This is a genomic window from Pseudomonas khavaziana (genome assembly GCF_019145205.1).
In the GTDB taxonomy this organism is placed as follows: Bacteria; Pseudomonadota; Gammaproteobacteria; order Pseudomonadales; family Pseudomonadaceae; genus Aquipseudomonas; species Aquipseudomonas khavaziana.
Map to the genome: position 1 here is coordinate 169,609 of NZ_JAHSTT010000007.1, position 23,749 is coordinate 193,357.

Here is a 23,749-nt window from a genome sequence, read left to right on the forward strand (position 1 = left end):
TGCGCCGCCGACTCTGGACGCCTTGTGGTGCCTTAGATCAGCGGTGGCTTGAGCTTGTCCCGTTCGGGATTGCTCTGCTCTCGCGCTGGCGCGGTGCAGAAGCATTGCGGTTGATCCCGCAAACACCCGACAACACCTTTTAACGCCGTACTGCTCGTCCAGCTCATCGATCAGCGTGAATGATCTGGCGTCCAAAGCAGGAGAGCACTGGCCTTTTTTTAGGATTTCGATATCTCAGGTCTTTCAAGCAGAGCTTTGAGCCTCTGGATTTCTCGTTGATCATGGTAATTCTTCGCCTCACCGGAGTCGAGCCCAAGTGTTCTTTTGTACCTGATCGATCCATGCGTAGGGCCAGGGGCCGATATCCAGGCTGGCACAGACCTCAGTAACCGGCTGGCCTTCATCCAGCACCATGCTGGCAGCCTTGAGCTTGAACTCACTCGAATAAGATTTACGCATATCCAAACACCTCATATTTGGGCGCTATCATAGCGCCCGATTGAAGTGTCCAAAATCATTAGGCCAGTTCAGCTTGCTCGCGAAAAACTTCAACGATAACGCGCGCTGACTGATGGAACGCGGGGCCTGGGAGTTTTTCGCGAGCAAGCTCGCTCCTACAGCACTAGGTCGGGCGCTATGGAGCTGTCTGCCGCAACACAGGGATATCTTGGGCTGCCAGCCACAGGCAAAAAAACGCCCCGACTCATATCAGGGCGTTTTTTATTCAAATCGGGGATTGCACCAAGGCCGCCACCTTAGAACGCGATACCCACCTTGAAACCATACTCATCACGCTTGAGCTTGGTGTTATCGGCCACATAGGAGTCGTCGTCGAGCTTGTACTCGGTACGGGTGTAGTACAGGCCAGCCATCACCGGAAGGTCGCCCTTCTGGTTCATCAACAGGCTGACTTCGGCGTAGGGGTTGGTGCGATCCTTGAGATCCACGCTGTCGCTGCCAACGCCGTCTACCTTGAGTTTGGCACGGCCATCGATAGTGTGACGGGCGCCGGCTTCAACGCGCAGGGTCATGTCATCGAACTGGTGGTTGTAGCCCAGCGCAGCCTTGGCAAACGGCGACTTGTTGGTCAGTTTCATGTCGTAGCCATTGGTGTCCGGCTCATAGCGGGTCCAGGTATAGCCACCGCCCACGATCACATCGACAAAGTTGCGCGCATCCAGCGCGGCACGCCAGCCGAGGTCGAGGTCGGCCTGGCCTTCCTTGAGCTTGTTATCGCTCTTTTCGCCGTACTTGGCTTCGATACCGGCCTGGTAGATAAAACCGGACTCGGCAGTGAGCTTGTTGCCGAAGTTATAGAACAGGCCGGCTTCAGGCATGTGGTCTTTGTCGCTTTCGCTACCGCCTTCGAGTTTGAAGTCGTTGTAGCTGCCGAGGATCCCGAAGGTGGAAATCGGGTCGGTGGAAGGTGCAGCGAACACCACGCCAGGCGCAGCCACCAGGGCCAGCAACGAGGTGTTCTTGAGGAATTTTCCGAATAGTTTGGACATCGTTTTACATCTCCATTTTAAGGTGGGCAAAGTATTCAGGAATCGGTTCGAACCTTGGCGTTTGCAAAAAGTTCGAACTGATTTGCACCAAAAAGGAGAAAAAACGGTTCAGCGAAGGCTCTATCTCAATATTCTTCAGGATTCATACAGATAAGGCGTTCCACGGCTTCGCGAAGTTGAGGCTGATCCGGCAGCCGAATGCCGAAGGTGTCGCGCAATAGCCCCAGCAATTCATCGGCAGTCTGGAGCGTGAGCTTTTCACTGGGCCGATCCAGGTAATGGAGCGCATAGTGGGCGTTGGCTAAGGTATGACGTTTACCGGGTGCCAGCAGTGCGGCCTTCAACTGCCCCACAAACGGCGAACCCGGGTGCGTGGAGACGTACCAATTGCCGATTTCGTAGTCGATGTCTGCCTGAACTTGCAGGTCGAACACATACAGGCCGCGCCACTCTTCACCGACCTGGGCCCAGAGCGTGTAGCTGCCCTGATTGAAGGTCAGGCGATAGGGCTCGTGGGCAGTGGCCTGGGGTGCGTCGGTGTCCAGTTGCAACGGACTGCTGGGCACCATGCCGCCGAAGCCGACGTCGGTGATGTAGCGCACCCCTTCAAGCGTCACCAGGCTCAGGCGGTGGGTGCGCCCGGTGTGGGCGTCCGGTGGCCCGCCAATCACCACGCGTCCCGTGATGCCGCGGGCTTCGAAGCCCAGTTCCTGCAGCAGGGCCAGGAACAACTGATTCAACTCGTAGCAATAACCGCCGCGCCCCTGGTGCAGCACCTTGTGCTCGACGCTGGGCAGGTCGATCGGCACTGGCGCGTGCATCAGCGTCGACAGATTTTCAAAGGCAAAAGTGCACACGTGGCGCAGTTGCAGGTCATGCAGGGTTTGCAGGGTGGGCGGTGGCGGCGAATCGTAGCCCAGGCGTTTCAAATAGAGATGACTATGAGTGAGTCGAGGCATGGCGCGGTCCTTGGCACGAGGCGGAGCGTCACTATGCCGCGCCTGCGCGCACGTTGTCATTTTGAATGAACCTTTTTGAACACTGGCCTATCCACCTATAACAAGACAGGGAGGCAACATGAGTACCGCAAAAATCTACACCATCCACTATCAGCTACACGGTAAACCCAAGTCTTTCGTGGTGCGCGCCGAAGTGATGAACAACGCCGAGGCATGGCACTGGGCGGCCGTTGATGCCGACATTGCCCATGTCAGCCGCATCGGCCGCGTGGGTCACGAGCAAGTGAAAAAAACCACCCGGCCCTGGGCGGAAAAGTATGGCATCACCGACGTCAGCTGGACCCCGCCCAAATAAACAAAGCCCCGCACAACGGCGGGGCTCGGTTCACTTTTTCAAGTCGCCCAACGGATCGTAGGGCGGCTTTTTTTTCGCCTCTTCCTTAGCCTTTTTGTCTTTATCCAATGGCGCGATGGCCGGGCCTATCGGGTCGACCTGCGGGTCTGCCACATCCGGCGAGTCCGGGTCAAAACCCAGATCATCCCTGCCGCTGGCATGTTCATTGGAGTGGGGGCCATCGGTACGCTTGTTCATCAGATTCTCCTGTTAAAGTGGGCGCGCTCTGTCGTGGAGGTTTTCCAAGTCTTCTTCCACGCGCTCGACATCGTCGTCCGGGCCACGCTCTTTCGGATCATTGGGGCGCAACGCATCGTTGTCGCGCTCTTCTTCACCGGGCGTGCGGTTCGGGTCGGGTGTACCAGGTGGTGGCTGCTTGTGTTCGGACATGACGGCTTACCTCAAGGGGGCTTCACAAATTTAGAGAAACTGCCCGCGGCTATCGTTCAACTTCATTGCTGCAAGCATGAGAAGATGGCTGCCCTTTCTGGAGACCTTCCTCGGATGTTCGAGCTCAAACCCTGCGACCCCGTCACCTACCGTCAACAGACCCGCCGCAGCACGCTGATCGTCGCCGTGCTGTTCCTGGGCCTGGCCATGTTGCTGTCGAGCCTGGCGGTGATGCTGTTCGGTGAGCCCGGTGGCGACAACTTTCGCTTCAATGTCGGCGGCGTATTTGCCGGGGTGTTGATCACTGTCGCGCTGGTGCGTGGCCCGTTCTGGACCCAGCCCTGGCTGGCGCCGGCAGTGTATGGCTGGCAGCTAAAGCGCAGCCTGATGAGTGTGACCAACGTAATGCACAAGGTCACCGAGCGGGTCCAGGCCAACGACCCGGCGGCCATCAAATTGTTGCGCTTCTATCACTTGGGGGTGACGCAGATGCATGAGCTGGACGCCAACTCCAGCGCACAGGCGCAACTGGTCGGCGAGATCGAGGCTCATAAGGCAAAGATGGAGGCTCTGGGGATCGATACCGATCAAACCCGACTCGATACCACATGGCTGCAAAGCCTGAAAAGCGCTTAAGGCAACGTCAGTGGGCGACCTTGGCCCGCCAGCAGAACAGCGCGCTCACGGCAATTGCTGCGCCGGCCAGGCCAAACACCCAGGGCGCAGCGGCCACCGGCAGCAACAGGCCCGCCAGCAGCGGCCCGAGGCCGGCGCCGATGTCGCGCCATACGGCGTTGGACGCCAATGCCGATACGCGCATGGCACCCGGGTTGCGTTCGGCCACCAGCGTGGTCACCAGTGGCAGTTGCAGGGCACGCAGCACCAACACCGCCGCCGCGCCGACGATCACCCAATGGCTGCCGAAGGCTGTCAGCGCCAGGGCGCTCAGGAACGAAAACCACAGCAACATCGAGGTTGCGCCAAACCGCTGGGCCGCACGCCCGCCCAATGGGCTCAGCAGCAGCTCGGACAGATAACGCAAAGCCATCAGGCCCCCGGCCACCAGCACGGCATCGCCACCCATGATCTTCTGCGCCTGGATCGACAAGCCAAAGATAAACAAGCCATCCAGCGCGACGCCTTCGATAAACGACCACAGCGCCACACTGTCCGGCCACTTGAAGCGGCGCCCCGGGGCGCTATGCAAATCATGGCCGCCAGTGGGCAAGCCGCGGGCGAGCCACAGCCCCACCAGGCAGCAACCGGCGAGAATCAGGAAGATCGGGCGCGGCCCTGCCCATAACGTCAACAGCCCGCCCAGGGGCAAAGCCAGCATGGGCCCGAAGGCGATCAACGCCCGCGAACGCCCCGCCCTGCGGGCCGCGCCCTCCGGCTCGGAGGTCGCCAGTACTTGGGTCGACAGGTTCAGCGCGGCAAAACACAGGCCCCATACCAGCCGCAGGCCCAGCAGCGCGGCGAACCCGGACAACACCGAATTGCCCAGCGCGCAGAGCGCCGCGGCACCGGCGGCGATCATGCAGGTCAGACGGTCGCCGTTACGCGCATAGAAATTCAGTACATGCCGGTAGCCGAAGATCCGTACCAAGCGGTTGGCGGCCAACAGCACGCCGGCCTGGGCCAGGGTGATGCCGAACGCCTCGGACTCCATTGGCAGCAACAGATAGAGCAACACATCGCTGGGCAGGCAAAACCCCAGGGTCAAGGCGGCGCGGCGCGAGGTGATATCGGCAGTGCGTTGAGTGAGGCTGGGCATAAAGCTGAAACATTCAGAAATATTCAGACCGCCACACTAGCGTTGCCGCCATGTGTTTTTCAAGAACGCAGGTGCAGAAGCGTTAAAAAACCAAACTCAGGTCCAGGCGCCCTTCCCTGACCGGCGGGCACCAGTAGTAACCACCGGTCAGCGGCTTACTGACGCGATACAGACCATCGACAATCCCATCCTCCAACCCGCTCATACGTCGAAGCTGTGCCTCGAACGCATCGACGGAATGCCCGAACGCCAGGAACATCAACCCCGCCTGGCCGTTCTCGGCCCAGGGCATGGAGCGGCGCACCACGAATGCCTCCGGGGTAAAACTTTCCTGGGCTGTGCGCTTGGTATGGGCGGATTCTGGGGCGTCATCCAGCTCTTCGTTATCGCCATGGCGGCGGCCGATGATGTGGTCACGCTCCAGGGCCGGCAATGCGGCGAAACCGTCGAGGTCGTGCTGCCATTGCTGGATCGCGGCGAAGCTGGCGCCGCTGTCGGTCAAGGCGGCTGCCACAGCGGCATCGTCGTGGGGGTTTTCGGTGCCGTCTTCGTAGTCGGTCAGGTCAAAACCGGTCTTGTAGCGGAAGCCTTCGGTCGATTGCATCAGGCGAAAAGCCGGGGCCAGGGCTTTTTCAAGCGTGCGACTGCGCAGCAGCAACTCGCCGCGATCCACCCCGTGCAACCATACCCACAACGCCTGCTGGGTCGACGGGTTGTGTGCGCCGGGGCCGCTGACCACGGGGAATGTACGCAAGCCTTCAATCTCAACGCCCAGGGCCTTTGCCAGCGGCTCACCGAAACCGACCACGGCCGCCGCATCCGTCCACTGCACCAGTGCGTCCAGGGCAGCAGGCACGGCTTGCAGGGAATCGAGGGCAAAAAACAGATGGCGGGCCTGCAAAGGCACCGGGGCGGCAAGAATGCCCGGCTGGTACTGACTCATGTGAACTCCTTCTGAAAAGCCGCGCAGTTTACCCGGCGCACGCGACACTGCGAACAAGAATGCGCGTAAGCCTTGCCTTGGAGCTGCCAGTTGGGTGACTCTCTAGTCATGTTTTGCAACTATTCCAGGGGTAGCGACATGACCACCAGCAACCTGCTTGCCCAACTGTTTCCCACGTCCGTTGCCCAGATTCCCGAGCAATTTCGCCTGGCGGCGCCCATTGAGCAGCGTGATTACCTGGTCGATGGCCAACTGCGGGTGTGGGACGGCCCTCTCGCCCGCGTGCAAAGCCCCGTGCAACTGGGCGATGAACGCGTGCATATCGGCAGCACGCCGCTGCTGGATGCCGATACCGCCCTCACCGCCCTGGATGCCGCCGTGCGCGCCTATGACCGTGGCCAGGGTGAATGGCCGACGATGCGCGTGGCGCAGCGTATCCAGCATGTCGAAGCCTTCTTGCGGCGCATGCGCGAACAGCGCGACGCGGTGGTCAAGCTACTGATGTGGGAAATCGGCAAGAACCTCAAGGACTCGCAGAAGGAATTCGACCGCACCTGCGACTACATCACCGACACCATCAACGCCCTCAAGGAGCTCGACCGCCGCAGCAGCCGTTTCGAGCTTGAACAGGACACCCTCGGGCAAATCCGTCGCGTGCCCCTGGGCGTGGCGTTGTGCATGGGGCCTTACAACTACCCGCTGAACGAGACCTTCACCACGTTGATCCCGGCGCTGATCATGGGTAATACCGTGGTGTTCAAACCGGCCAAGCTCGGCGTGTTGCTGATCCGCCCCTTGCTGGAGGCCTTCCGCGACAGCTTCCCGGCCGGGGTGATCAACGTGATCTACGGCAGCGGCCGCGAAACCGTGAGCGCGCTGATGGCCAGCGGCAAGATCGATATCTTTGCGTTTATCGGCACCAACAAGGCCGCCAGCGATTTGAAAAAGCTGCACCCCAAACCGCATCGTTTGCGTGCTGCGCTGGGGCTGGATGCAAAAAACCCGGGGATCGTGCTGCCCGAAGTGGACCTGGACAACGCGGTGAGTGAAGCAGTCACCGGCTCGCTGTCGTTCAACGGCCAGCGTTGCACCGCGCTGAAAATTTTGTTTGTGCACGCGGATGTGGTCGACAGCTTTATCGAGAAGTTCAATGCCAAGCTGGCCACCCTCAAGCCCGGCATGCCTTGGGACGATGGCGTAGCGCTGACACCGCTGCCGGAAGTGGGCAAGGTGGATTACCTCAATGAACTGGTGGCCGATGCGGCCCGGCACGGTGCCAAGGTCGTCAATGCCGAAGGTGGCAGCAGCCGTGGTTCGTTCTTCTACCCGGCGGTGCTGTACCCGGTGAACCCGCAGATGCGCGTGTACCACGAAGAGCAATTCGGCCCGGTGGTGCCGATCGTGCCCTACCGCGACCTGGAAACCGTGATCGACTACGTGCTGGACTCGGATTTTGGCCAGCAGTTGAGTATCTTCGGCACCGACCCCGTCGCCGTCGGGCGCCTGGTGGACACCTTCGCCAACCAGGTCGGCCGCATCAATATCAACGCCCAATGCCAACGCGGGCCGGATACCTTCCCGTTCAATGGCCGCAAGAACTCGGCCGAGGGCACGCTGTCGGTACATGACGCCCTGCGCGTGTTCTCGATCCGCACTCTGGTGGCGACCAAGTTCCAGGAGAGCAACAAGGCGTTGGTCAGCGAGATCCTGCGTAACCGTGACTCGAGCTTCCTGACCACTGATTACATTTTCTAAGTACACCTCGGCTCAACAATGTGGGAGGGGCGGTGCGACGATTCGACTTGCCCCCTCCCACAATGGACCGAGTCAGCCCTGACGATTGAGGCTCTTTTAATACCGATGAACCTGCCCTTCTTTGCCCGGCGCCTGCTGCGCCCCCTGCTCGACCCGTACCGCCGCTATCGTCACGCCAAACTGATCCACGCCGTGCGCGTGTCCATCGGCTTGCTGGCGACGATTCTGCTGACCACCGGTCTCAACCTGCCCCACGGCGAATGGGCCTCGGTAACCATGCTGGTGGTGATCGGCGGGTTGCAGCACCACGGCAATATCGGCAAGAAAGCCGTGGAGCGCGCCTACGGTACGCTGATCGGTGCCAGCGTCGGTTTGCTGCTGGTGGTGCAGGAAGCCTACGTCGGCCAGCCATTGCTGACCTACCTGCTGATGTCGGCGATTTGCGGATTCTTTTCCTACCACGCCATCGGCAAAGGCGGGTATACCGCGCTGCTGTCGGCGATTACCGTATTTATCGTCGCGGGGCACGGTGACAATCCGCTGTCGGACGGGCTGTGGCGCACCGTAGACATCCTCATCGGCATCGCCTTGGCCCTGGCGTTTTCCTTCGCCCTGCCGCTGTACGCCGTGTATTCGTGGCGTTACAACCTGGCCAGTGCGCTGCGTGATTGCGCGCAGATCTACAGCCGGATCATCAATGGTCAATCGGTGACCGATGATGAACACCTCAAGTTGCTCAACCGCCTGAATGCAGCAATGTTGCAACTGCGCTCATTGATGCCGTCGGTGTCCAAGGAAGTGCGGATTTCCATGACCGAGTTGGACGCGATCCAGCGCCACCTGCGCATGTGCATCAGCACCCTGGAGATTCTCGGCAATACCCGGCCCGATCCTCGCGATGAGCAGGCGACGGCGCGCATGCAGGTGATGTTGAAGGCTGAGCATCGGCAAATCAGGGTGCAGTTGGTGGGGATGGCGCGGGCGTTGAAGTCGGGGGTGACGGAGCGGTTGGAACGCAACGGCCAGGCCAGCGGTGGTGAGTCCACATTGGATGCACCCGTCTACAGTGCACTGGATGGATATCGGTTATTGACCCTGCAATTGGCCGCGAATGTGGATGCAATGCGTCAACGCTTGGCCAAAAGCGCTGGCCGGTGGAAGATCTGAACGTATGGGGAGTTGATCTGATTACCAGGATCAACACATTCACACTTTCTCTTACATATTTTTCACGATTTGTTCACATCCCAAGACGTAGGGTGAAGCCTCATCCGTTACAAACGTTGTACATCAAGCCCGCCGCCCCAGCGGGCTTTTTTTTGCGTGCGCCATGGCAATCAGTGGTTTTTACCCAGACCATTCGTCGCGACTGTCATTTCTCACAGCTATCCCGTTCGCCTTCCGAGACGCTTAATTCCCCCAGTGAGCCAATTTACTTGCAGAGGGGGTTTTCCATGAGCCAAGACACTCACCTTTCCGTCGTCGCACACCCCGCGCCATTGCCCGTGATCGACTCAGGGCAATTGTCAGAGCCGGCGGAAGAGGCTACCGACTTGTCCGGCCCCCGGCGCCTTAACCGCAGCTATTTCCTACCACCACAGTCAATCCAGGGCACCATCACCTCCGATAGCTTTACAAACGTGCCGTTCGAGGTGTTGCCCCTCTATATTCCGGGCTTGACGCAAACAGTCGTCGGCTTCGATGGTGGCATAAACAAAGCGGCTCTGGAGGTTCATCGGGACCTGGGTCTGTTGTGCAACCTGTTGGCCTACCTGAATATGGCTGATGGTGACTTCATTGAGCTGTTCTGCGGTGACCTGCTAATCCCTGTCGCTATCTACAATGTCACCCAGGATGATGTCGACAAGAGTCGTATGATTCCGTTATACATCCCTCGAACCCGTCTTCCTGATGGCCCGGTCAACCCGGTGTTCTTGAGAGTGACTCACCTCGGTGGCACGCCCAAAGAAACCAAACGCTTCAATCTGAAGGTCGATACCGTGCCCCCCGCTGGTCGCAACCCGATCGGCAGCACGCTGCAAAACGAAAACCTGCCGGTTCCGGTATTCCCTGAGCACATCATCAATTTCGGAGTGACCGAGACCGACGCACAAAACGGGGTACCTGTTACCTTCAAGTTCTACCCGGACGATGCGACCCAGGAACCCAACACCTACCGGGCCACACGTGACCGTATTCGCTTACGCATTAATGGGATCACGGCGCCAATCCCTCCGCTCACCGAAAGCCAAGCCACCGGGCGTGAAGATATAACCGTCACGCTTTATTACGGTTTTTGGCAGCAAGTGCGCAGTGGTTCCCATGTGTGTGAATATGAAATCATCGACGAGGTCGGCAACGCGTCCCTCGGCTGGTCACCGGCACTGCGGTTGAATGTCAGGCTCAATGATGGGTCTGAGCCGCTCTTGCCCAAAGCGCTGATACTCGAAGCCCCTAACAACACCCTTGACCACGACCAACTCAATGGGCGCGATGCAACCATCTTTATCAGCACCCCTGGCCCGGACTTTGCCCTTGGGGATGTTGTGCGTGTAACCGTCAAGGGCCGTTCGAGCGGTGGCGTTATCACCATCAGCTACAACTCTCCACCGCTTACCTCACTGAGCTTTATCACCTTGCCCTGCCCGAATGCCGACCTGCGCCCCTTTATCAGCGGGCAGTTCCAGCTGTCCTATGAACGCATTAGCAACGGCGTGCCCAACGGCTATTCCGACGGCAACATTTTTAACGTCACCGGTACGCCCATCGATATGCGCCTGCCGCCACCGGTGGTGCCGGAAGCACCCGGAGGCGTCCTCGATCCACAGGTAGAATTTGTCAATGTGATCGTCAGGGCGTACCCCGAACTGGGCCAGGACCCCTTTGATCTGGTGATTCTGATCCTCGAGGGCACGTACGCCAACGGCACTCGCTACTACGACGAACTCTACGAGTCTGCAGGAGGGGGCGATGTGTTATTTCCCATTGCCAACGGCCCGAACGGCGTGATTGCCGGTCTTGAAGGCGGCACACTCAGGCTTCTTTATCAGGTGGACAATGGGGATGGCGTGCGCACTTCAATGGACGTGACGGTCAACGTCGGCAACGCAGTGGCCTCATTGCCGGAGCCTGAGGTCATGGAAGCGCCGGCACCGCTGTATCAATTCGACCCCGAACAATCCACCGAGCACGCCAATATTGTGGTCAAGAGCAACCCTGACTTCCTGCTCAACGATATCGTGACGCTTTATTGTGAGGGCACCGCGTCCGGCGGCACGGCACCTGAGCAGGCGTTTCCGATACGGGTTCAATGGGTTGGGCGAGACCTGCGCTTCAGGCTGGAACGTAGCTACATCCTTGCCAATATCGACAAGACCATGCGCATCTACTACACGCGCTGGCGGGACAACGTACTGACGCGTTTTTCTCACGCGGTGAACATGAAGGTGGGCTCAAAGCTCGAACTGAAAGCCCCCACCGTGCTCGAGGCGACAGTGACAGGCCCGGACCAGGCCAGCCTGGACCCATTGCACGTGCTGCCGCCTAATCGACCGGTGGTGACTATTCGCGTGGTATCGGACAAGTTCCCACCTGGGTCGGATATCAAAGTGTTCATCGTCGACAAGCCGGGTGTCGGCATGCCGAATATTGCGGCCAAACCCGCCACGCCCGAACCTGGAGAAAACTACGTCAGCTTTACCGTGCCACATGCTTTTGTGGCAGCGTATCTGGCCGATAAATGCACGATTTATTACAACCTTATCGAGACCGGCAAGACCACCAAGTCCGATGAATTGACGCTTGAGATTAAGGCGTTAGCCGTACAGGAGTGGGACCTGGTTAGCATCCCAGAAGCGTCAGGTGGCGGAATCAGTGCAGGTGAAAAAAACCATGTGGAAATTAGGGCCTGGCACTTTATGGATAAGGAACAGGCGGTCTTTATCGACCTCAAAGGACCGCCAGACTGGCCATTGCGCCAAGGGCGTGTGGTAAGTGCTTCAGAACTTGCGGCAGGCCGCATTCTGGAACCGATCCCATCAGAATATTTGACCAGCCTGCCCAATAACAGTCGATTGACGATCCAAGCCTATGTCTCGCTGGACAAGCGCGGGGAAATTATCTCGGCCCAACCATTCGTAGAAGTGAGTTACCGGGTCAGCGCGCTGGGGTTGCGCTTTGTAAACGGGCCGTACGCTGTGGGACCAGCAGGCCGTCTTGGGGATGTGCAACTCTTGCTGGGCACCAATACCAAAGCACCCGTGGCCATCACCCTGACGCTGCCGGCTGGGTTCACTTTCGAAGATGGAACGAGCGGGAGCAAGGCTTTTCTCTCGGATGAGAGCGGGGCCTTAAAAGTTGAAGGCATACGCAGCATAGGAGATGTTGGTACTTACGCTTTGAAGGCGATCAGTGGCGTTTATTCTGCCAGCAGCGAGATTGTCGTCAGGGCGCTGTTACCGGCAGGATCAGTGATCAACTTGAGGGGGGAGCCAAGCAAAATAGCCGTCACACCAAGCGGACTGTATGCCTATGTATGCGTTACAAGTATCAATCGCTTGGTGAAAGTCGACTTAGCCTCAGGTGAAGTAAAAGAGATAATCATTGGAGGAGGACAGAAATCGGTTTCTTGCTCGACAGATGGAAAAAAAGTATGCGTAACATTGAGAGATAGTCTCGTAGTAATTGACACAAAAAACGATGAAATCATTAGCAGCATAGCCATATCTACCTCCAATGGGATCAGCGACGGCAACTTCAGCCCCGACGGAAAATATCTTTATACGTCGAGCCAAAACTGGACTGGCAGCGGTTACGTTCTACGCATATATAGAATTGACGTTGCATCAGAAATGATCATCAGAGAGTACACGCAAGGACAATACACGATTGAAGCATTTTGCAGTGCTAACGGGCAGAATATTTACACCGTTGGCTACGGCAATGGCTACTTGTACAGAGTGGATATTGAGACAGGCGGCGCAAGCATAGTTGGTACTTTTACCAAGGGCAATTATGCAGGTTTTATAATGAGCCCATACCGTGACCATATGTATAGTTGCTCGTGGGAGAACGCCTCGAGCGGGACAGCGTTCATATTTGATTTGGTGTCTGGCCAACGAAAAACACACAGGCTTCCCTACACCTACATACATACTTATGCTGCCAGCCCAGGCAACAATCGACTTCTTATTGGTTACGGTCCAAACGGCAGCTCTACTGCTAAAGCGCTAATAGATACGCAAACAGGGGCAACTATAAACACCTACAATATCACCGGAAATATCGGCGCGCACTTCAGCTGGAAAGGCGACACGCTCTATCTTTGCGAAACAAACAAGTCGCGCATCTCCGTAATTTCCATTTCTTAAACAACAATATGAACAAATAGGTCAACCAGGGCGGTTTCAACTTGAAACCGCCGTTTTTGTAGAGCTGGTCAACTAGCGCGCTGCTTTGCTGAGCACTCCCTCTTCACGTAATGCTCGCTGGGTATCCAGCACCTTCGCCAACGCCGTCTCAGCCTCAGCACTCTGCTGCGGCACCCGAATCGCCGCCGACACCAAGGTAATTAACTTGGCCATCACCTCCGCATCCGTCGCCGGGCGGCCCAGGCTCATGGAATTCATCAGCAGGCGCAGTTCGGTACCCGCCATCACCCCGGAAATCGCCTTGAGGGCAAATTGCAGGCGTACGCCCAGTTCATTGCGCGGCAGATCCGGCAAGGCCAGGGCGAAGGCTTCGAAGAAACGCTGGAACACCGGCTGGTAATGCACCTTGAGGTATTCCTGGATAAACGGCGAGGTGTCGCTGTAGACCCGTCCCAGGAAACGGATGAACGAACGCCCTTCCCCACTGGCCGGGTCGCTGCGTTCCAGGCCCATGGCCGGGGCGAACAGCACGCCGAGCAGGGTGTCGCAATCCAGCGGGCCGTCGGATTCGGCTTCGCAGCGGTCGAGCAATTCCAGGCGCTGCTCGTTGAGCGGCTCCAGGCGTTGCATCAGCAGGGTTTTCATCAGGGAGTCCTTGTCCCCGAAGTGATAGTTCACCGCGGCCAGGTTGACCTGGGCACGCTCGGTAATCTGACGTAACAAAACGGCGTCGTAGCCGTACTTGATGAAGAGTGCCTCTGTCGCATCCAGCAATCGAGTCTTGGTAACGTTTGGAGCGCTGAGTTTCTTCGCGGCCATAAGGGTTCCACGGCGGAAATATTGTTTTAAAAAATAATTTGATTTTTTATACCGGGGTGGTCCGTTGAAAGCAAGTAGTGACACTCCGCCATATCACTGAAAGCCTGTATAACCGGGCTGTACAGTCATGCCAAAAGGAATTTAGCCAGCCCGAGACCCTCAGTCGAGAAAACGTTTCATAGGGTAAAACCGCTCTACATCCACGGCTGGCGAAGCGTAAGGAACGCGGTTACTATTCAAACAATATTTTAAAAACAAGAAATAAAACCAGTCCGTGACGCGTACAGACAGCTCCTGAACTTGTTACAAGGATTTTCCGGGAGCACGCCGACACCGTCGAGACTGCAGGCGTAGTCATGATGACAGACACTCCCTCGCACCCAGGCTTGATCTCCCTGCAAGGCATCGGCAAGCGCTATCAGCTGGCCGGGCAGGAATTGAGCATTCTCAATGACGTGTGCCTGTCCATCGCAAGCGGTGACAGCTGCGGCATCCTGGGTGCCTCCGGCTCCGGCAAAAGCACCCTGCTCAATATCCTCGGCCTGTTGGACCTGCCGAATTGCGGCCAGTACCACTTTGCCGGCCACGACATTTTCACTGCCACCCCCGATGAGCTGGCGGCGATCCGCAACCGGCAGATCGGTTTCGTGTTCCAGAGCTTCAACCTGCTGCCGCGCCTCAGCGCCCTGGACAACGTTGCCCTGCCCTTGAGTTATCGCGGTGTGTCGCGGCATGAATCGGTGGAGCAAGCCCAGCGCATGCTCGAGCAAGTAGGCTTGGCCGAGCGCGCCCACCATCGCCCCGCCGACCTCTCCGGGGGCCAGCGCCAGCGCGTCGCTATCGCCCGCGCCCTAGTGGGCCAGCCCTCGGTGATCCTGGCCGACGAACCCACCGGCAACCTCGACAGTACCACCGCTCAGGAGATCATGGACCTGCTGCTGACCCTCAACCGTGAGCAACAGGTCACGCTGATCATCGTCACCCATGACGCGCACATCGCCGAGCGCCTGGAGCGCAAGATCCTGGTGCGCAATGGCGTGGTGCACGAGGCCGATCGCCTATGAGCCTGCGGGTCGAGCAGAGCCTCAGCCAATTGCTGCATGAAGCGTTCATCAGCCTGCGTACCCTGGGCAAGCGTTCGATCCTGGCGTTGCTGGGCATCGTGATCGGCAGTTCCTCGGTGGTAGCGCTGATCAATATAGGCCACAACGCAGCAGTGGACGCGGCGATGATTTTCAAGGACATGGGCACCGACACGCTGATCGCCCAGTTCCCGCCCAAGGGCAGCAGCAATGTGCAGATGCACACCCGGCTCGACCTCGACAGCGTGCGCCTGGCGGTGCCGGGCATTGCGCATATCGGCGCCCTCAGCCTGTTCAGCGGGCCCGTCGTGTTCCATGGCCGCACCACCAATGCCAACCTGGTCGGCAGCACCCCGGATATCTATGCGGCCATGCGCCTGAGCATGCGCGAGGGGCGTTTCCTGTCAGCCTTCGACGCCAGCGAAACCTACGCCGTGATCGGTGACCAACTCGCCCAGGCCCTCGGAGCACCGGGGGACCCACTGAGGCTGGGCGATCGCGTGCGCATCAACGACTACCTGTTCCTGGTCGTCGGCATCCTGCACAACCAGCCCCGGGCCATGCTGATGCCGGTGCAAGCCAATGAATCGCTGTTTATTCCCGCCGAGGGCATGCGCCGCATCTATGCCAGCCCGCAGATCAGCAATGTGATCATCCGTGCGATGCCGGGGCAGGACATGGAACGTATTGCCCGAGACGCTAGCGCTGCGTTGCAACCCCAGCTCACCGAGCATGACGTCGACATCATCGTGCCCCAGCAGATGATCGACGGCATGACGCGCCAAAGCCGCACATTCGCCTATCTGCTGCTGGCCCTCGGCGCGATCTCGCTGGTGGGCGGCGGCGTCGGGGTGATGAATGTGATGCTGATGAACGTCTCGGAGCGCCGCCGCGAGATCGGCATTCGCATGGCCCTGGGCGCGCGCCAGCGGGATATCCGCAACCTGTTCCTGCTCGAAGCCGTCACCCTCACCGCCGTGGGTGCACTGTGCGGCGCGGTATTGGGCATGACCGCTGCGTGGCTGTATGCCTGGCTGTCGGGCTGGGCATTTGCCCTGGCGGTGGCCGCCCTGCCCCTGGGGGTGGGAAGTACCTTGCTGGTCGGCTTGTTCTTCGGCATCTATCCGGCGGTCTCGGCCTCGCGGTTGCAACCGGTGGAGGCCTTGCGCGATGAGTAAATGGCTGTGGTTGCTGGCGCTGATCAGCCTGCCCGGCGTGGCTGCCGAGGTGGTGGTCAAGCCATCGGCGCCCAGCAGCACGCGCAGCGCCTACGACCGCGGGGTATCGCTCAATGCCCAGGTCACCAGCATGACTCTGGGCGACGCCGTGTACCTGGGCCTGCGCAATAACCCGGCGATCCGCAGCGCCTATCTGCAGCGGGTGGCGCAGAAGTTTGACCTGCGCGTCGCCGAAGACGTGTTCAACCCCAAGCTCACCCTCAACAGTAATTACCGCACCAGCCGGGGCTCCCAGGACAACGCCCGCAACGCCAGTGTGGCGCCGACCAGCAGCCTGCTCGGCGAATACGGCACGCGCCTGAGCATGGCCTGGACCCAGCAGTTGAACAATGCCAACCGCGCCGGCCGCTACCGCAGCGACGGCCTCGACCTGGCGATCATCCAACCGCTGATGCGCGGGGCCGGCTGGGACGCCACCACCGCGCCGCTGCGCCTGTCGCGCCTGGCCGAGCAGGCCAACCGCCTGAATCTGAAGGCCACCGTGGCGCAAACCATCAGCCAGATCATCGCCACCTACCGCGAACTCCTTCGCGCCCAGGAGCAACTGGTGATCGTCCAGGAAGCCCTCAAGCGTTCCAACACCCTGCTGGATGTGAACAAGGCTCTGATCAGCGCCGGGCGCATGGCCGAGTTCGAGATCGTGCAGACCGAAGCCGATATCGCCACCCAGCAATTGGGCGTGGAAGAAGCCCAGAACCAACTGGATACCAGCCGCCTGGCCTTGCTGCGCCTGCTGGCCCTGGACCTGTCCACACCGATTCGCGCCACCGAAGCCTTGGAGGCCAACCCCATGGAAATCGACAAGCGCCAGGCCTTCAACCTGGCGCAGAACCAGCAGCCGGAATACCTCGCCGCCTTGCTGGGTAGCCAGCAGGCCGATCTCAACCTGGTGATCGCCAAGGACTCCGGGCGCTGGCAGGTGGACCTGGTGGCCGGCGCCAACCAGGTGCGCGACGCCTACGATAACGACAACGGCCATACCAATAACCGCACCTGGGACAGTTACGCCGGCGTGCAGGTGCAGATCCCCATTGGCGACATCAGCACACGCCAGGCCGAAGTCCGCGCGCGGGTGAATGTGGAGGATCAGGAAATCCGCATTACCGACGCCCGCCAGGAGCTGGAGCGCAACGTCAACAACGTGGTACGTGACCTCGGCACCCGCTGGCGCCAATATGAGATTTCCAAGCGCGCCGTGGAGTTGTCGCGGCGCAAGATCGAGATCGAGCGGGAGAAACTCAGTGCCGGACGCTCCACCAACTTCCAGGTATTGAGCTTCGAGACCGACCTGCGCAACGCCGAAAACGCCCAGCTCAATGCGCTGATCGCTTATTTGAACGCCCAGACCCAGCTCGATCTGACTCTGGGCATGACGCTGGAAAGTTGGGAAATCGCCCTCAATGACTACTAATCAAAAACGCTTGCTGGCCTGTGCCTTAATCGTGCTGCTGGCCGGCGCGGCCATCGGCCTGCTCAGCCAGCGCAGCGACGCCGAGCAGGCCAGCACCGCCGAACAGTGGCTGGCGGTGAAGCCCGACCCGCTGGTACACCAGATCGGCCTGGTGGGCAAGATCGAGCCCGACACTACCGTTACCCTGACTGCGCCGTTCGACGGTAACGTGTTGGCCAATCTGGTCGAACAAGGCCAGCGCGTCGAGGCCGGCCAAGTGCTTTTGCGTATGGACCCGGCCACCCTTGAAGTGCAGCTGCGCGATGCCCTCTCCGCCCAGCTCAAGGCCCGGCGTGCCGTACAGGAAATGCAGGACTGGGACAGTAGCCCTGCCGTCAGCCGTGCCCGCCGCAGTTTGCGCACCGCCGAAATGACCGCCGGCAATACCCAGCGCAAACTCACCGAGAGCGAAAACCTGTTCAAGCGCGGCATCATTCCGCGCAACGAACTGGACGATCTCAAGCAGCAAACCCAACAGCAGCAACTCGACCTGGCAGCGGCGCGCAGCGAACTGCAACAGGCCCAGGACCAAGGCAGAGGCGAATACCGACAGATTGCCGAAATGGAGCTGACCAATGCCACGGTGAAATACGAAGCGCTGCAAAAACTCCTTGAAGGCAAAGAGGTCAAGGCGCCGTTCTCCGGCATCGTGGTGCCCGCCCCCGGCAGCACCAACACTGCCCAAGGTGGCGGCAACAACAACACGCCGGTGCAGGCCGGCAGCAAGGTCAGCCAGGGCCAGGTGCTGTTTGGCCTGGCCAATATCGAGCGATTGAAAATCGTCGCCAAGGTCTCCGAGCTGGACATCAACCAGCTACACCAGGGCCAGGCGGTGGAAGTGATGGGCGATGGCTTCGACGGCGAACGGCTGACCGGCTCGGTCAGCGTGGTCAGTGGCTTGGCCATCGCCAGCGACAACCAGGGCAGTGCGCAGTTTCCGGTGACCCTGTCGATCCCGAAGCTGACGCCGCAGCAGCTGCAGCGGGTGCGCCTGGGCATGAGCGCGCGGTTGACCATCGTGACCTACAACAATGACCAGGCGCTGGTGATTCCCAGCCAGGCGATTCATCCGGATATGACGGTAGAGTATCGGGCTGCGATGGATAAACCGGTGGAGCGGGTGAAGGTGACTACCGGGCAATCGACGCCCCAGGGCGTTGAGGTATTCGGACTCAAGCCAGGCTTTGTGAAAACCTCAAGCTAAGCGCAGATCAACCTGTGGGAGGGGGCTTGCTCCCGATAGCGGTGCATCAGCCACAAATGTATTTACTGACACGCCCTCATCGGGAGCAAGCCCCCTCCCACATTTGATTTTCGTTGCTTTGAGCATTGGCGTTCATTTCGCGGATCAGGGCTTGCTCACCTCCCTCACTTAGATCTGTGTGAGCTTGGTTGCCAGTGCCTTGGCCTGAAGCGCCACATCCGTCACCGCCGTACTCTCCCACCACATGCCCCGCAACGGCGGGCCCATGGCAAACAATCGCTGACTGGCCTGGCCCTGGGCATCCAGCACCGCGCCGGCCGCATCCGCCGCAATCCCCAACGCCAACGGCCCGGGCTGGATCAACCCACGCTTGAGTAGTTGCTGCGGCAATGGCCGGGCCACGCGGCGCCAGTCGTATTCGATGCCGCTGGAGTTGATCAACGCAGCGCCCGAAACCCGGGTGAGCCCTGGCTCGCCACGATGGCGCACCGCAATGGCGACTCCCTCATCCGACGGCACCAACCCCTTGAACGACGCTGCGCGAATCCGCAACCGCCCTTCTCCCTGCAAGCGCGCCACCAACTGCGCGCTCAATGGCGGCGAGCGGTGGTGATGGCTTTCCCACCATGGCCGCACATGCCGCACGAACTGGCGTTTCTCACGCTCACTGGCCTGGCTCCATAGACGCGCGATATGCACGCGCACTGTGTCCAGCGGCGCCTGCCAATCGATGCCTTGGTCGATTGCGAAGCGGCATTGGCGGCGCACCTCGCGCAGCAATTGCCGAGGGCTGCGCAGGCCGTGGTCCGCGGCCAGGAAGTCGTCCCAACTCGGCGGTTGCCGGCGCACATGGGGCAACAGGCCGTGGCGCGAAAAAATCTCGATAGGGCCGCGATGCCCGGCCTGTTCCAGGGACACCACGGCGTCGACCATGGTCAAGCCGGAGCCGATGATCAGCACCGTTGATTGCGAGTCGAGTTGGGCCATCGCTTGCACGTCCCATGGGTCCAGTGCGGCGGCGTTCAAACCGCTGGACTCGGTTAGCGGCGTGCGCGCTGCCGGGAACATACCGGTGGCCAATACCGCGAAATTGCCACGCACTTGCTCGCCGTTATCGAGGGTCAACAGCGTGGAAGCTGCGTCGACTTGCAGGTCCACCCCTTCGGCGCGGATATGCTCGACGATGGATGTAGATAACGCCTTGGCCTGGGCCAGGCGCTGTTGCGCGTACAGCCCGAAAATCCCCCGTGGCGGGAACAGTTCGCTGATGGGCACATGCTGCTGGTCCGACTCGGGCCAACCACCGCCAGCGATGTAGTCGGTGAGCCACTGGGTCAGGTCGTCGGCATTGTCCGGGTCGACGCTCATGCGCGCCGCGTTGCCGTTCAAGGTATGACCCAGCTCGACCGCACTGTAGGCCTCGCCGCGCCCCAGCTCGGCACGCGGCTCGATCACCAGGATGCGCCGCGTGCCCGGCAGGCGCAGCAGTTGCACGGCGAGCATGGTGCCGCTCAGGCCACCGCCAATGATCAGTACATCAGCGTTGCGGGTGGATTCATTCATGCTGGTTCGCCCTTATGTCTGCGCAGATAAATAGCATGCAGATCGCCGTGCGCCAACAGTTGCGCGGCACTTGCGCTCAAAACCACAGGCCCAGTATCCAGCACGTGGCCCCGGGACGCATAGTTGAGTGCGAAATTAATATACAGCTCGGAGTTTTTCACTGTTACGCAAGCAGCAGTCAAGCCATGGTCAACTTCAAGCTTTCTGCTTGATAGTTATTTTTGCAATTAAAAATCCGCAAATAATACCTGTCATCTTTGACAGTAGACGATAAGTTTCGCCCTTTCTAAACTCAATCATCTACCGCCTGCACAGGAAGAAACACCATGAATCCTCCATCCACAGAAATACCTAAATGCACCACCGGCAAAGCATCTGCATCCATTAAAGACAGCGACAATGAATTCAAGAATTTTGAAGGCAAGCGTTTTTCTTTTTACTTGGATGAATCAGCAAAAAAATGGCAGGTCACAGCCATAGGCGATGAGAGCGCCGCCATTTATCAGACGCTCGCGCTGCGGTTGCCCAATGATGGGGACGTATTCAAAAAGGTGTATGAAATTTCGAATAATGGGGCCGACCCACGCGCAGCCAATGCAACATGGACACGTGCCAGTGCCGGTTCATTTCGACCCTACCCTGCTGTCAGCGGGCGTGTAACGGTTACCCTCGACAGCACCCTTCAGACCGCAGAACTCACGTTCGACTTCGAGGGAGAAAACGGCACAAAAACGGTCCGTGTCACAGAAGGGAGCATGAGCGTCGAAGGCCTGACCGAAGAGAAGCGAATCAATACGACGGGCTCAGCCAGTTGCGTCCTCAGAGACACCATCAATGCACCCTACCAATCCACCACGACCGAGCTCTACAGCAGGCCTGCACTGGGTATCTTTCCTCCTCACATTCTGGCCCATACGCAGCAGTACGCCCCGAAACCCGAACTCATCAACTACGTGTTGAACATCCAGATTGCGAACGGACTGCCAAGCGGCACTTACCTGCTTAGGCCAGACAGCAAGCAAGTGCGCATCTCTTTCCAAAACTTGAATCAGTTCACTGGATGGTTCGCTGAAAGTGGTGAAATCACGCTTGATTCAATTCCGGACTTCGAGACACTTCAGGGCCCGCTGTCGGGGACGTTCAACTTTAAAGCAACGGCCATACAATCTGACGGCACCGTTCTTAAGCTAACTGCCGACGAGGGAATATTTGACATCACCACTGTTGCGCTGGAGCGTTCGTGAAGCGACGCCCTCGACCCTCCTCACCTGGCACAGACTTTCAATATTCAAGGCCATTACCCTGAATATTGAAAGTTAACTATCGGGAGCTTATAGCCGATCCAGCACCAAATATTTCTTTTCTTCAGAATAATTAATTAGCGTGCCGTCTGCGCCCTCCACTTAGCCTGATATGAGTCGATAATTGAGTGGCAATATCGACTCTACGTCCCCCACTTGAGCTATAAGGGGTGAAAGCTCACAGTTGACAAACAGGATATTAACGTTAGATCACCACGTTTCTCACAAAACGAACTGCCACCTCCCCTTCATTGCGATAAGCGTGGGGCTGGTGGCTAGGAAACATGAAGAATTCGCCAGCACCAACGGTGTATTCGGTGCTGCCTATCACCAGAGTCAAGCGGCCCTCAAAGACAAATAGCTGTTCACTCCAGCCCTCCAAATCAGGATCCGGGCAGTACCGGTCACCCGGCTCAAGGCGCCACTCCCATAACTCGACTTCACGCCGCGCTGTGGCTTTGGCCAGGAGCACCGCCTTGCTGCCAGCAATTTCACCCGCCCAGGCCAGCTCATTGATGCGGCTGTGATCACGTACATCCGGAGCCTGGATCAAATCGCTGAACGCCACCTCCAGTGCTTCGGCCACACGGTCAAGGGTGGACAGGCTGACGTTCTTCTCCCCCGCTTCAATCGCCACCAGCATGCGCCGGCTGACCCCGGACTTTTCCGAGAGTGCAGTCTGGCTCAGGTCGGCGGCATGACGCAGGCGACGGACGTTCTGGCTGACGTGCTGCAGGACCGAGGCCCGTTGCGGATTTTCTTTGTGCACTATATTGCTCAATTAGTGGGTGTGCGCAGTATACTGCCCAGCAGTGCGGCGCATTGTGCGGTCCGTGCTTTTCCCTTGCAAGACCGAGCCGCCATGACTGCCCCGAACTCCCCTTCGCGTTTCAATCGTTTCAGCAAAGCCGAATGCATCCTGGTGGTCATCACCATGTTCTGGGGCGGCACCTTTTTGCTGGTACAGCATGCCATGACCGTCAGCGGCCCGATGTTTTTCGTCGGCCTGCGCTTTGCCGCCGCCGCTATCGTGGTGGGCTGCTTTTCCTTGCGCACCTTGCGCGATCTCACGCTGTTTGAGTTAAAGGCCGGAGTGTTTATCGGCGTGGCGATCATGTTTGGCTACGGTTTGCAGACCATTGGCTTGCAGACGATCCTGAGCAGCCAGTCGGCGTTTATCACCGCGCTGTATGTTCCCTTCGTGCCGTTATTGCAGTGGCTGGTGCTCGGCAAGCGTCCGGGGTTGATGCCAAGCATCGGCATCATGCTGGCGTTTGCCGGGTTGATGCTGCTGACAGGCCCTGCGGGCGCTTCGCTGGATTTCAGTGCCGGGGAAATCGCTACCTTGATCGGCGCGGTGGCGATTGCGGCCGAGATTATTCTGATCAGCGCGTTTGCCGGGCAGGTGGATGTGCGCCGGGTAACAGTAGTGCAACTGGCGACGGCGTCAGTGCTGTCGTTCATGCTGGTGGTGCCGATGGGCGAGACGTTGCCGGGCTTTTCGTGGTTGCTGCTGTTCAGTGCGGTGGGCCTGGGCTTGACCAGTGCGGTGATCCAGGTGGCGATGAACTGGGCGCAGCAAAGTGTCTCACCAACCCGTGCCACCTTGATTTACGCCGGTGAGCCGGTGTGGGCCGGGGTGGTCGGGCGGATTGCCGGAGAGCGGTTCCCACCGATTGCGATGCTGGGGGCGGTGTTGATTGTGGTGGCGGTGATTGTGAGTGAACTGAAGACGCGAGGGCAGAAGGCCGTCGAATTGATCGATGAGATGGAACAGGAACGTCATGGTTGAGGTCCGAACTGCAGCGGCGCCCAACGGATAGCCATCGGGGCAAGCCCCCTCCCACATTGACCGGGTCGTTGGTTGGAAAGCGGCCACCTGAAACAATACCAAATGAGAGTCTTCGGCCTATTTTGTAGGATCCTGCCACATCTTGCCGTTTGGTGATCGTGAAAGCGGCACGTATGATGCATCCCAAACTCCCGCAGATTAGAAGCCT

The 23,749-nt window shown here is 59.1% G+C and carries 21 protein-coding genes; 11 read left to right on the top strand and 10 right to left on the bottom strand.

Annotated elements, in window-relative coordinates; translation table 11 throughout:
- Positions 1 to 297 precede the first annotated feature (297 nt).
- The 3 genes from KVH01_RS29980 to KVH01_RS18370 all read right to left on the bottom strand — a co-directional run bounded on the left by KVH01_RS29980 (position 298) and on the right by KVH01_RS18370 (position 2,467).
- Positions 298 to 459 carry a transposase gene (locus KVH01_RS29980; RefSeq protein ID WP_225924272.1) on the bottom strand — a complete coding sequence of 54 codons (162 nt, stop codon included), beginning with the start codon at positions 457 to 459 and terminating at the stop codon, positions 298 to 300.
- Between the two features lie 296 nt (positions 460 to 755).
- On the bottom strand, positions 756 to 1,508 hold the full coding sequence (locus tag KVH01_RS18365) for an outer membrane beta-barrel protein (protein WP_032880612.1): 753 nt from the start codon (positions 1,506 to 1,508) through the stop codon (positions 756 to 758).
- A 125-nt stretch (positions 1,509 to 1,633) separates the two neighbouring features.
- Positions 1,634 to 2,467 carry an arylamine N-acetyltransferase family protein gene (locus KVH01_RS18370; RefSeq protein WP_217882366.1) on the bottom strand — a complete coding sequence of 278 codons (834 nt, stop codon included), beginning with the start codon at positions 2,465 to 2,467 and terminating at the stop codon, positions 1,634 to 1,636.
- A gap of 118 nt (positions 2,468 to 2,585) precedes the next feature.
- On the opposite strand from KVH01_RS18370, the gene KVH01_RS18375 reads away from it, so the two are divergent.
- Positions 2,586 to 2,822 carry a DUF6555 family protein gene (locus KVH01_RS18375; RefSeq protein WP_005789137.1) on the top strand — a complete coding sequence of 79 codons (237 nt, stop codon included), beginning with the start codon at positions 2,586 to 2,588 and terminating at the stop codon, positions 2,820 to 2,822.
- A gap of 30 nt (positions 2,823 to 2,852) precedes the next feature.
- On the opposite strand, the gene KVH01_RS18380 is transcribed toward KVH01_RS18375, so the two are convergent.
- Both KVH01_RS18380 and KVH01_RS18385 read right to left on the bottom strand, forming a co-directional pair.
- Positions 2,853 to 3,059 carry a DUF6021 family protein gene (locus tag KVH01_RS18380; RefSeq protein ID WP_043046571.1) on the bottom strand — a complete coding sequence of 69 codons (207 nt, stop codon included), beginning with the start codon at positions 3,057 to 3,059 and terminating at the stop codon, positions 2,853 to 2,855.
- Between the two features lie 12 nt (positions 3,060 to 3,071).
- Entirely contained in the window at positions 3,072 to 3,251 is a 180-nt protein-coding gene (locus tag KVH01_RS18385) for a hypothetical protein (protein ID WP_043046570.1), read from the bottom strand.
- A gap of 114 nt (positions 3,252 to 3,365) precedes the next feature.
- On the opposite strand from KVH01_RS18385, the gene KVH01_RS18390 reads away from it, so the two are divergent.
- A complete protein-coding gene (locus tag KVH01_RS18390; RefSeq protein ID WP_217882367.1) occupies positions 3,366 to 3,887 on the top strand; it encodes a DUF3087 domain-containing protein in 522 nt (173 codons plus the stop codon).
- A 7-nt stretch (positions 3,888 to 3,894) separates the two neighbouring features.
- Here KVH01_RS18390 and KVH01_RS18395 read toward each other — a convergent pair whose 3' ends face one another.
- Together KVH01_RS18395 and KVH01_RS18400 are read right to left on the bottom strand one after the other, a co-directional pair.
- Complete coding sequence (locus KVH01_RS18395) at positions 3,895 to 5,025, bottom strand: MFS transporter (protein ID WP_217882368.1); 1,131 nt, start codon at positions 5,023 to 5,025, stop codon at positions 3,895 to 3,897.
- Between the two features lie 82 nt (positions 5,026 to 5,107).
- Complete coding sequence (locus KVH01_RS18400) at positions 5,108 to 5,968, bottom strand: Dyp-type peroxidase (RefSeq protein WP_217882369.1); 861 nt, start codon at positions 5,966 to 5,968, stop codon at positions 5,108 to 5,110.
- A gap of 138 nt (positions 5,969 to 6,106) precedes the next feature.
- Between KVH01_RS18400 and KVH01_RS18405 the strand changes: the two genes are divergently transcribed.
- From KVH01_RS18405 to KVH01_RS18415, 3 genes are all read left to right on the top strand, one after another.
- Positions 6,107 to 7,723 (top strand): NADP-dependent glyceraldehyde-3-phosphate dehydrogenase, encoded by a 1,617-nt coding sequence (locus KVH01_RS18405; protein WP_217882370.1) that lies wholly within the window; start codon positions 6,107 to 6,109, stop codon positions 7,721 to 7,723.
- A gap of 105 nt (positions 7,724 to 7,828) precedes the next feature.
- Positions 7,829 to 8,890, top strand: a complete 1,062-nt coding sequence (locus tag KVH01_RS18410; protein WP_059397933.1) for an FUSC family protein — start codon at positions 7,829 to 7,831, stop codon at positions 8,888 to 8,890.
- 287 nt (positions 8,891 to 9,177) lie between these two features.
- Positions 9,178 to 13,092 carry a YncE family protein gene (locus KVH01_RS18415; protein ID WP_217882371.1) on the top strand — a complete coding sequence of 1,305 codons (3,915 nt, stop codon included), beginning with the start codon at positions 9,178 to 9,180 and terminating at the stop codon, positions 13,090 to 13,092.
- Positions 13,093 to 13,164: 72 nt separating this feature from the next.
- On the opposite strand, the gene KVH01_RS18420 is transcribed toward KVH01_RS18415, so the two are convergent.
- Positions 13,165 to 13,911: a TetR/AcrR family transcriptional regulator gene (locus KVH01_RS18420; protein WP_217882372.1), complete on the bottom strand. Its 747-nt coding sequence runs from the start codon at positions 13,909 to 13,911 to the stop codon at positions 13,165 to 13,167.
- 356 nt (positions 13,912 to 14,267) lie between these two features.
- Between KVH01_RS18420 and KVH01_RS18425 the strand changes: the two genes are divergently transcribed.
- Genes KVH01_RS18425 through KVH01_RS18440 form a run of 4 tightly spaced genes read left to right on the top strand, consistent with a single transcriptional unit; the run spans position 14,268 to position 18,885 of the window.
- Positions 14,268 to 14,975, top strand: a complete 708-nt coding sequence (locus KVH01_RS18425; protein ID WP_056846567.1) for an ABC transporter ATP-binding protein — start codon at positions 14,268 to 14,270, stop codon at positions 14,973 to 14,975.
- The gene (locus KVH01_RS18430) at positions 14,972 to 16,171 is read left to right on the top strand and encodes an ABC transporter permease (RefSeq protein ID WP_217882373.1); all 1,200 of its coding nucleotides are present in this window, start codon (positions 14,972 to 14,974) and stop codon (positions 16,169 to 16,171) included. The genes KVH01_RS18425 and KVH01_RS18430 overlap by 4 nt, the downstream gene beginning before the upstream one ends.
- The gene (locus tag KVH01_RS18435; protein ID WP_217882374.1) at positions 16,164 to 17,642 is read left to right on the top strand and encodes a TolC family protein; all 1,479 of its coding nucleotides are present in this window, start codon (positions 16,164 to 16,166) and stop codon (positions 17,640 to 17,642) included. Before KVH01_RS18430 ends, KVH01_RS18435 begins: the two co-directional genes overlap by 8 nt.
- On the top strand, positions 17,632 to 18,885 hold the full coding sequence (locus KVH01_RS18440) for an efflux RND transporter periplasmic adaptor subunit (protein ID WP_217882375.1): 1,254 nt from the start codon (positions 17,632 to 17,634) through the stop codon (positions 18,883 to 18,885). Before KVH01_RS18435 ends, KVH01_RS18440 begins: the two co-directional genes overlap by 11 nt.
- Before the next feature lie 168 nt (positions 18,886 to 19,053).
- On the opposite strand, the gene KVH01_RS18445 is transcribed toward KVH01_RS18440, so the two are convergent.
- Positions 19,054 to 20,448 (bottom strand): FAD/NAD(P)-binding protein, encoded by a 1,395-nt coding sequence (locus KVH01_RS18445; RefSeq protein ID WP_217882376.1) that lies wholly within the window; start codon positions 20,446 to 20,448, stop codon positions 19,054 to 19,056.
- A 326-nt stretch (positions 20,449 to 20,774) separates the two neighbouring features.
- Between KVH01_RS18445 and KVH01_RS18450 the strand changes: the two genes are divergently transcribed.
- Entirely contained in the window at positions 20,775 to 21,692 is a 918-nt protein-coding gene (locus KVH01_RS18450; RefSeq protein ID WP_217882377.1) for a hypothetical protein, read from the top strand.
- Between the two features lie 262 nt (positions 21,693 to 21,954).
- Here the strand turns inward: KVH01_RS18450 and KVH01_RS18455 are convergent, their stop codons facing one another.
- Positions 21,955 to 22,518 (bottom strand): helix-turn-helix domain-containing protein, encoded by a 564-nt coding sequence (locus KVH01_RS18455; RefSeq protein ID WP_043046545.1) that lies wholly within the window; start codon positions 22,516 to 22,518, stop codon positions 21,955 to 21,957.
- Between the two features lie 93 nt (positions 22,519 to 22,611).
- Here KVH01_RS18455 and KVH01_RS18460 point away from each other — a divergent pair, with 93 nt between their 5' ends.
- Entirely contained in the window at positions 22,612 to 23,541 is a 930-nt protein-coding gene (locus KVH01_RS18460; protein WP_217882378.1) for a DMT family transporter, read from the top strand.
- Positions 23,542 to 23,749: the final 208 nt, after the last annotated feature.

What these genes read in the sequence shown, in the direction of transcription:
- KVH01_RS18400 (WP_217882369.1), bottom strand. Translation starts at nt 5,968, where the DNA reads ATGAGTCAGTACCAGCCGGGCATTCTTGCCGCCCCGGTGCCTTTGCAG.
- KVH01_RS18430 (WP_217882373.1), top strand. Translation starts at nt 14,972, where the DNA reads ATGAGCCTGCGGGTCGAGCAGAGCCTCAGCCAATTGCTGCATGAAGCG.
- KVH01_RS18365 (WP_032880612.1), bottom strand. Translation starts at nt 1,508, where the DNA reads ATGTCCAAACTATTCGGAAAATTCCTCAAGAACACCTCGTTGCTGGCC.
- KVH01_RS18380 (WP_043046571.1), bottom strand. Translation starts at nt 3,059, where the DNA reads ATGAACAAGCGTACCGATGGCCCCCACTCCAATGAACATGCCAGCGGC.
- KVH01_RS18375 (WP_005789137.1), top strand. Translation starts at nt 2,586, where the DNA reads ATGAGTACCGCAAAAATCTACACCATCCACTATCAGCTACACGGTAAA.
- KVH01_RS18440 (WP_217882375.1), top strand. Translation starts at nt 17,632, where the DNA reads ATGACTACTAATCAAAAACGCTTGCTGGCCTGTGCCTTAATCGTGCTG.
- KVH01_RS18405 (WP_217882370.1), top strand. Translation starts at nt 6,107, where the DNA reads ATGACCACCAGCAACCTGCTTGCCCAACTGTTTCCCACGTCCGTTGCC.
- KVH01_RS18450 (WP_217882377.1), top strand. Translation starts at nt 20,775, where the DNA reads ATGAATCCTCCATCCACAGAAATACCTAAATGCACCACCGGCAAAGCA.
- KVH01_RS18460 (WP_217882378.1), top strand. Translation starts at nt 22,612, where the DNA reads ATGACTGCCCCGAACTCCCCTTCGCGTTTCAATCGTTTCAGCAAAGCC.
- KVH01_RS18385 (WP_043046570.1), bottom strand. Translation starts at nt 3,251, where the DNA reads ATGTCCGAACACAAGCAGCCACCACCTGGTACACCCGACCCGAACCGC.
- KVH01_RS18410 (WP_059397933.1), top strand. Translation starts at nt 7,829, where the DNA reads ATGAACCTGCCCTTCTTTGCCCGGCGCCTGCTGCGCCCCCTGCTCGAC.
- KVH01_RS18395 (WP_217882368.1), bottom strand. Translation starts at nt 5,025, where the DNA reads ATGCCCAGCCTCACTCAACGCACTGCCGATATCACCTCGCGCCGCGCC.
- KVH01_RS18370 (WP_217882366.1), bottom strand. Translation starts at nt 2,467, where the DNA reads ATGCCTCGACTCACTCATAGTCATCTCTATTTGAAACGCCTGGGCTAC.
- KVH01_RS18425 (WP_056846567.1), top strand. Translation starts at nt 14,268, where the DNA reads ATGATGACAGACACTCCCTCGCACCCAGGCTTGATCTCCCTGCAAGGC.
- KVH01_RS18435 (WP_217882374.1), top strand. Translation starts at nt 16,164, where the DNA reads ATGAGTAAATGGCTGTGGTTGCTGGCGCTGATCAGCCTGCCCGGCGTG.
- KVH01_RS18415 (WP_217882371.1), top strand. Translation starts at nt 9,178, where the DNA reads ATGAGCCAAGACACTCACCTTTCCGTCGTCGCACACCCCGCGCCATTG.
- KVH01_RS18445 (WP_217882376.1), bottom strand. Translation starts at nt 20,448, where the DNA reads ATGAATGAATCCACCCGCAACGCTGATGTACTGATCATTGGCGGTGGC.
- KVH01_RS29980 (WP_225924272.1), bottom strand. Translation starts at nt 459, where the DNA reads ATGCGTAAATCTTATTCGAGTGAGTTCAAGCTCAAGGCTGCCAGCATG.
- KVH01_RS18390 (WP_217882367.1), top strand. Translation starts at nt 3,366, where the DNA reads ATGTTCGAGCTCAAACCCTGCGACCCCGTCACCTACCGTCAACAGACC.
- KVH01_RS18420 (WP_217882372.1), bottom strand. Translation starts at nt 13,911, where the DNA reads ATGGCCGCGAAGAAACTCAGCGCTCCAAACGTTACCAAGACTCGATTG.